This window comes from Morganella sp. B601 (assembly GCF_051172335.1).
Taxonomy (GTDB): Bacteria; Pseudomonadota; Gammaproteobacteria; order Enterobacterales; family Enterobacteriaceae; genus Morganella; species Morganella morganii.
Genome location: NZ_JBPIZE010000005.1, coordinates 386,780 through 394,132, shown reverse-complemented (window position 1 = coordinate 394,132; position 7,353 = coordinate 386,780). Strand labels below are relative to the sequence as shown.

Genomic DNA, 7,353 nt, shown 5'->3' with positions numbered 1-7,353 from the left:
GCCGAACTCAGAAGTGAAACGCCGTAGCGCCGATGGTAGTGTGGGGTCTCCCCATGTGAGAGTAGGGAACCGCCAGGTTATTATTAAGTGAAGAAGCCACCCATTGGGTGGCTTTTTTGCGTTTTGGACGAAGAGAAAAAATATTTTTCACCTGAATACGTGTTCTGAACCGGATAGCATGAATCAAAGTTTGCTAAGATAGTGACGGACAGAAGCAAACAGTATCGGGGTTATCGTTGAAAGAGAAAAAAAACTGGTCCGTCCGGTATGTCGCAGGGCATCCGGCACGACAAATCCCCCCCATGTCGGCAGACATGCTGGGTAACGGATTACCGGTTGGTTTACCATTATCCGCACCGGAACAAACTATCCGTGTTGTGGTCTGGAATATCTATAAGCAACAGCGTCCTGACTGGCGCAAAACCCTTGATCGCATTTTGCATGACACTCAGTTGGTGCTGCTTCAGGAAGCACAGCCTTCTCCTGAACTGGTCAGCCTGGCCGGAAAACACCAGCTTGTTGCTGATCAGGTTCCCGCGCTGCATTTTCAGCAGCATCCTTCCGGTGTAATGACACTGGCAACCTCTCATCCAATCTATTGCTGCCCGTTACAGCAGAAAGAGCCCTTATTGCGTCTGCCCAAATCTGCATTAGTTACCGTGTACCCGTTGCCGGATGGCCGTCAGCTGATGGTGATTAACGTCCATGCTATTAATTTCAGTTTTGGTGTGGATGTTTACCGGCGCCAGCTGAATACGGTCGGCTCTCAGATCCGTTGTCATATCGGGCCGGTTATCCTCGGCGGTGATTTTAACGCCTGGAGCAGGCAGCGTATGAATGCCCTGAAACGTTTTGCCCGTGCGCAGGGCCTGAAAGAAGTGCTTTTTCCGGATGATATCCGGACTAAAGCATTTGGTCACCCGCTGGATTACCTGTTTTATCGCGGATTCAAACTGATTTTATCGGACGTTATGCAGACAGATGCATCTGACCACCATCCTTTGATTGCAGAATTTCAATAATTCGGTTTGTATCAAAAAATAATATATAAGTATAAATTATATAAGTAAGAATGATTAACTAACTGCTATAGTTAACCCGGTGCTGATGTTATGTATCATTTATTTAATTTTAATGTTAAGTAATTAACCGGAGAAACTAAATGCAGCGTATTGTTATTGTTGGCGGCGGTGCCGGCGGCACGATGGTCGCAAATATTCTGACCAGAAAGCTGTTAAATGATATTTATCAGAAGAAAGTGGAAGTTGTCCTTATTTCAGACAGTGAATGGCACTATTATAAACCTGCGTTTATGTATGTGGCCTTTAATCTGTATCTGAAAGAGGAATTACGGAAGTCACAACGCTCTCTGCTTCGCCCCGAAATTCAGTTTATTCATGATCGTGTCGAGCATTTTGATTTTGCATCACAGACGCTGCAGGGAAAGAGCGGCACCAAATACGGATATGACTACCTGGTGATCGCCACCGGCTGTCAGCCGAGACCGGATCGGATCTCCGGAATGAAAGAAGCTGCCGATCATTTCTATCAGTATCAACCCGCTCGCCAGTTGGCTGAAAAGCTGGCAAAATTCGAAAAAGGCCGGATTTTTATTACGGTTTCTTTCCCGAATACCCCGAATGTTCCTCACCAGTGTGGTATCGCACCGATGGAAACCACGCTGATGCTGGATGATTATTTCCGTCAGCGTCGTGTCCGCCAGGATATCGAAATCGTTTATACCTATCCGACAGTATCTCAGTTATTACGTAACTGCCTGTTTATGCAGAAAGATGTCTGTGAAGTCCTGCCGGCGGTCTTTCAGGAGCGTAATATTCAGGCTCAGCGCGGTTTTACCCTGGAGCGTGTCTGCCCTGAAAAGAAAATTGCGTATTCCAAAGAAGGGGAAGAGCAGCCGTTTGATTTGCTGATAGGTACGCCGCCGATTTCTGCGGTGGAATCGGTACGCAATACCGGATTATCCGACGGCGACCCGGAAGAGGGCTGGCTGCCGACAGATCCGGAAACGTTGCAGGTGTACGGACTGAAAAACGTGTATGTCCTCGGGGATACGGTGGATCTGCCTATCAGTAAAGCGGCCGGCAGCTGCCATAACCAGTCAACTGTCGTGGTGGATAATATTATCGGCGAGATGCGTTTCGGCTATACCACCGCCATTTATGACGGGCGGGTTCAGGCAGTCGCCCAGATGGGGCTGAATGCAGGGATGCCGCTTCAGTATGATTATAAGCATGATGTGTTACCGACACCGGCGACAAAACTGGGCGGCCTGCTGCGTACCGGTTTTAACCGCGGGCTGTACTGGTCAACCGTTCGCGGCCTGGTATAACAGAGGAAACTACAATGTCTGCAACAGAACAGATGAATGAACAGACTGCTGCGCCGCAGCCTGAATTGTCCGCACAAACCGCGGAAAAACTGGCGGTATTAATGCAGCTGAACCGCTTTGATAATGTGATTGATCTGCTGTCTCTGGTTTCGGATCTGGTTGATATTATCGGCAAAAATGAGGTCAACAAACTGGCGGATAATGCGGAATCGGGCATCGCGTTATTGTGGGAAAGCGGGCTGGCGCTGAACAAGGCCAAAATGGAAATGATGTACAGTGATGAAAAGTACAATTTCCGCAATACCTATAAGTTACTGAAAGATCAGGACACGCTCAAAGGCATCAATATGGTGCTCAGAACGTTACAGCTTATGGGCTCCCGTATTCAGCGTATCGACAGCGAATCCTGATACCGGACATAAAAAAACCGGGTGTTGTATTCACCCGGTTTCGTGTTTTCAGAACAGTGAGTTGTCCGTTTATACCCGTTTTTTCACACCGGCAAAATATCCGACAGTCAGGATTACCACCCAGGCAATCCCCACCATCAGTGCCACACGTGTATCCGGGAAGTAACCCAGCAGTGCAATCACAAAGACCATAAAGGCGATGGTCAGAGCGGGCGCAATCGGCCACATCGGTACAGGGAATTTCAGGGTTTTGACCTCTTCCGGCTTCATCTTACGGCGCATTGCTACCTGAGATAACAGAATCATCAGCCAGACCCAGACGGTCGCGAAGGTTGCGATAGAGGCGATAATGATGAAGATTTTTTCCGGGATCAGGTAGTTAAGCACCACGCCGACCAGCAGAACCGCACTCATCACCAGAACTGTCATCCACGGCACACCGTTTTTGGTTAGCTTCATAAAGGATTTCGGTGCCTGACCTTCCTGCGCCATGCCGTACATCATCCGGCCTGCGCCGAAGATATCACTGTTAATGGCAGAAACGGCTGCGGTGATCACCACCAGGTTCAGAATATTAGCCGCGTAGGAGATATTCAGTTTCTCGAAAATCTGCACAAACGGGCTGCCGTTATGGCCGATCTGGTTCCACGGGAAGATACACATCAGGATAAACAGTGTCAGCACATAGAACAGCAGAATACGCAGCGGTACTGCGTTGATCGCTTTCGGAATGGTTTTTTCCGGGTTTTGTGCTTCACTGGCAGTGATACCGATCACTTCAATGCCGCCGAAGGCAAACATCACAATGGCCAGTGAGGCTATTACCCCGCTTATTCCGTTCGGCATAAAGCCGCCGAATTCCCATAAGTTACTGATACCGGTAGGATGTGCGGTTTCCTGGCCGAAGCCGAACAGCATAATTGCGGCACCGCCGACAATCATGGCGATAATCGCGGTCACTTTGACAATCGAGAGCCAGAACTCCATCTCCCCGAATATCTTCACGTGACATAAATTCAGCGCACCAATGAAACACACAATCCCCAGCACCCAGATCCACTGATCGACATCCGGGAACCAGAGCTTCATATAGAAGCCGAAGGCGGTGACGTCCGCGAGACAGACAATCAGCATCTCAAAAACATAGTTCCAGCCGGTGAGGAACCCGGCGAGCGGCCCCATATAATGGCTGGCATATTGTGAAAATGAACCCGGTACCGGATGGTGGACTGCCATTTCGCCCAGCGCACGCATCACCATAAAGACTGCTGCACCCCCGATAAGGTAGGCCAGCAGAACAGCAGGACCCGCCTGCTCAATAGAGGCCGCCGAGCCGTAAAACAGGCCGGTGCCTATCGCCGATCCGAGAGCCATAAAGCGGATGTGCCGCCCTGTAAGCCCCCGTCGTAGCGCCGTATTATTTTCTTTCATGTAATTAATCCTGTCGCTGTCATGATTAGCAGCGTTTTTACTGATGTGAAACGCGGTCAGAGTCAACCTGGTACTTTAACATAAAGAGTCATGCTGACGGGATAATTATCTGCAATAATACGGCCTTAAACGTAAGGAACAGATGAGTGATGCAATACCCTATTAACGAAATCTTTCAGACATTGCAGGGCGAAGGGGTTTTTACCGGCGTTCCGGCGATTTTTGTCCGCTTACAGCGCTGTCCGGTCGGGTGCAGCTGGTGTGATACCAAACATACCTGGGAACAGTTACCGGAAAAAGCCTGTTCAGCAGAAGACATGATGAATAAAACAGAGGAGGACGAGCGCTGGGCCTCTCTGGATGCAGACAGCATTATTATGCAGTTTGAGGCGAAAGGTTATACAGCCCGGCACGTGGTGATTACCGGCGGTGAACCGTGTTTATATGATTTGCGGCCGCTGACGGAGGTGCTGGAAGCACGGGGTTATCAGTGCCAGATTGAAACCAGCGGCACACAACCGGTGCAGTGCAGTGAGAAAACCTGGGTTACCGTATCCCCGAAAGTGAATATGCGCGGCGGTTATGATGTGCTGACACCTTCACTGCTGCGGGCTGATGAGGTGAAACACCCGGTCGGGCGGCAGCGGGATATTGACGAACTGGATTTACTGCTGGCGAAACTGCCGGGGGATAAACAGCCGGTGGTGGCGTTGCAGCCGATCAGTCAGAAACCGGCTGCCACTGCTCTCTGTATTGAGACCTGCATCGCGCGTAACTGGCGTTTCTCGATGCAGACTCATAAATATCTTAATATTGCCTGATTATTCACCGCGGTAAATACAGCCTGCGGTACAGGTCTCTTTGACCAGCACGGCACTCAGCATCGGCAGCAGCGGTTTGGTCTGCTGCCAGATCCACTCCGCCAGTACTTCACTGGTCGGGTTTTCCAGCCCCGGGATCTCATTGAGATAGTGATGATCCAGACGGTCATAAATTGGTTTAAATACCTGTTTGACCTCAGCAAAATCGATCAGCCAGCCGGTATGCGCATCCACCTCACCACTCAGCTCCAGACGGACAAGAAAGGAATGCCCGTGCAGACGCCCGCATTTATGGCCTTCCGGGACATGCGGCAGGCGGTGGGCGGCTTCGAACTGGAACTCTTTAAAAATCGTGGTGCTCATAACTCTCTCCGGATAATGACGGTATGGCATAATAAAAGCGTCATTTTACGCAATATTCAGTGAAAATGTTACCAAAAACAGCAAAGTGGCGAATAAATAACAGAAGTGTCCGGCTGTTTTTCATCGACAAAACCGGTGCTTTTCTCTATGTTGGAACGTCAGAATAATAACGAATACACTCATTTACCGGGTTTACTATGATATCGCCGACCACAACTTCTCCGCTCTCCGCGCCTGACTGGCAGCACCTGCAACCCTTACTTGACAGACTGACACCGCAACAGCTGAATTGGTTATCGGCCTGGTGCCGGGAACGGGCGGCGGCAACGCCGTCTGCGGCGGAACGGGAACCGGCGGATATTTTGCTGATCGCCGCGTCCCAGACCGGTAACGCCCGGCGTGTGGCGGAATCCCTGCGGGATCAGTTGTTCAGTGCACAGCGGGCGGTGCGTCTGGTGAATGCCGGTGACCTCTCACTGACTGAATTTCCGGAATCACCGCTGGTGGTGCTTATCTGTGCCACCACCGGAGATGGTGATGCGCCGGAAGAAGCCCTGCCGCTGTTTCATTTCCTTCATTCTGTGCAGGCACCTTCGCTGACAAAAATCCGTTACGCGGTGCTGGCGCTGGGTAACCGGGCGTATCCGCAGTTTTGTCAGGCAGGAAAGAATTTTGATAACCGCCTGCATGCCCTTGGGGCGCAGCGGATCCTGGCGCGTGCGGAAGCAGACAGTGATTATCAGGCCACTGCAGATAACTGGATCTCTCAGTTACTCCCTGAGTTGCTGACCCTGACACCACCGGCAGATGAAGAGCGGCTCAGCCGTCTCACTCACAATACGGTGGTGCAGATTGATTCACAGCCGCATCAGCGTGATAAACCACAGTCTGCGGTTCTGCGCCGCGCGGTACGCCTGACCGCACCGGAATCGGAAAAGCATGTCTGTCAGATTGTGCTGGATATCCGCGGCACCGGGTTACATTATCAGACCGGTGATGCGCTGGGTGTGTATCCGGAAAACAGCCCGGAGCTGGTCAGTGAGCTGCTGGGACTGCTCTGGTTTGACGGTACTGAGCGTGTCACGCTGAAAGGAAAATCGTATTCTCTGCGTGACGCCCTGATGACGCAGTGTGAGCTGACCATCAACAGCGCACCGGTTGTGGCGGCTTACGCCCGCCTCAGTAACGCGCCGGAACTGCTGGATATGATTGCGGATCCGCAGCAGCTGATATCGTACGCACAGCGCAGACCCGTGGCGGATATGGTTCGTGAGTTTGCCGTGCAGACCTCCGCACAGGCCTGGGTGGATTGCCTGCCGCCGCTGATGCCGCGTTTATACTCCATTTCCTCGTCGCCGCTGGTCTCACCGGATGAAGTGCATCTGACCGCCGGGGTGGTGGAGTTCCGGACTGACGGGCGCACCCGCTACGGTGCGGCAACCCGTTACCTGACGCATCAGTTACAGCCCGGGGATACGGTGGCCTGTTTTGTGGAACACAATGACCACTTCCGCCTGCCGGATGATCCGGAAAAACCGGTGATTATGATAGGGCCGGGTACCGGCATTGCGCCGTTCCGTGCTTTTCTTCAGCAGCGTGCGGCTCAGCAATCCGGCGGAAAAAACTGGCTGATTACCGGTAATCCGCATGAAAATAGCGATTTTCTGTATGAGGCAGAGCTGACAGATTTTGTGCGTCAGGGCGTGCTGACGGAGCTGACAACCGCCTGGTCGCGGGATCAGCCGCAAAAGATTTATGTGCAGGATAAGCTGTCTGAAATGCGGGAAACCGTCTGGCGCTGGCTGGAGCAGGGTGCGTACGTTTATGTGTGCGGGGATGCTTTCCGGATGGCAAAAGACACGGATGCCGCATTACTGGATATTATCCGCAGTGAAGGGGCGATGTCCGCAGAAGAGGCACAGGTTTTTCTGAACGGATTACGGACAGCAAAACGTTATCAGCGGGATGTTTACTGATC

At 51.7% G+C, this 7,353-nt stretch carries 7 protein-coding genes and 1 rRNA gene; 6 read left to right on the top strand and 2 right to left on the bottom strand.

What is annotated here, in order from left to right:
* The 4 genes from rrf to ACSBQN_RS15315 all read left to right on the top strand — a co-directional run.
* Positions 1-78: ribosomal RNA gene (gene rrf / locus ACSBQN_RS15330) — 5S ribosomal RNA — on the top strand; the annotation flags it as partial.
* A 158-nt stretch (positions 79-236) separates the two neighbouring features.
* On the top strand, positions 237-1,022 hold the full coding sequence (locus tag ACSBQN_RS15325) for an endonuclease/exonuclease/phosphatase family protein (protein ID WP_024472864.1): 786 nt from the start codon (positions 237-239) through the stop codon (positions 1,020-1,022).
* A gap of 140 nt (positions 1,023-1,162) precedes the next feature.
* The gene (locus tag ACSBQN_RS15320) at positions 1,163-2,350 is read left to right on the top strand and encodes an NAD(P)/FAD-dependent oxidoreductase (protein WP_004236210.1); all 1,188 of its coding nucleotides are present in this window, start codon (positions 1,163-1,165) and stop codon (positions 2,348-2,350) included.
* A 14-nt stretch (positions 2,351-2,364) separates the two neighbouring features.
* Positions 2,365-2,760, top strand: a complete 396-nt coding sequence (locus ACSBQN_RS15315) for a hypothetical protein (RefSeq protein ID WP_036408489.1) — start codon at positions 2,365-2,367, stop codon at positions 2,758-2,760.
* Positions 2,761-2,829: 69 nt separating this feature from the next.
* Here the strand turns inward: ACSBQN_RS15315 and ACSBQN_RS15310 are convergent, their stop codons facing one another.
* Positions 2,830-4,191, bottom strand: a complete 1,362-nt coding sequence (locus ACSBQN_RS15310; RefSeq protein ID WP_024472862.1) for an amino acid permease — start codon at positions 4,189-4,191, stop codon at positions 2,830-2,832.
* 149 nt (positions 4,192-4,340) lie between these two features.
* On the opposite strand from ACSBQN_RS15310, the gene queE reads away from it, so the two are divergent.
* Positions 4,341-5,012, top strand: a complete 672-nt coding sequence (gene queE, locus ACSBQN_RS15305) for a 7-carboxy-7-deazaguanine synthase QueE (RefSeq protein ID WP_036408493.1) — start codon at positions 4,341-4,343, stop codon at positions 5,010-5,012.
* On the opposite strand, the gene queD is transcribed toward queE, so the two are convergent.
* The gene (gene queD / locus ACSBQN_RS15300; protein ID WP_024472860.1) at positions 5,013-5,375 is read right to left on the bottom strand and encodes a 6-carboxytetrahydropterin synthase QueD; all 363 of its coding nucleotides are present in this window, start codon (positions 5,373-5,375) and stop codon (positions 5,013-5,015) included. It abuts the gene before it with no gap.
* A 197-nt stretch (positions 5,376-5,572) separates the two neighbouring features.
* Between queD and ACSBQN_RS15295 the strand changes: the two genes are divergently transcribed.
* Positions 5,573-7,351, top strand: a complete 1,779-nt coding sequence (locus tag ACSBQN_RS15295) for a diflavin oxidoreductase (protein ID WP_318668555.1) — start codon at positions 5,573-5,575, stop codon at positions 7,349-7,351.
* Positions 7,352-7,353: the final 2 nt, after the last annotated feature.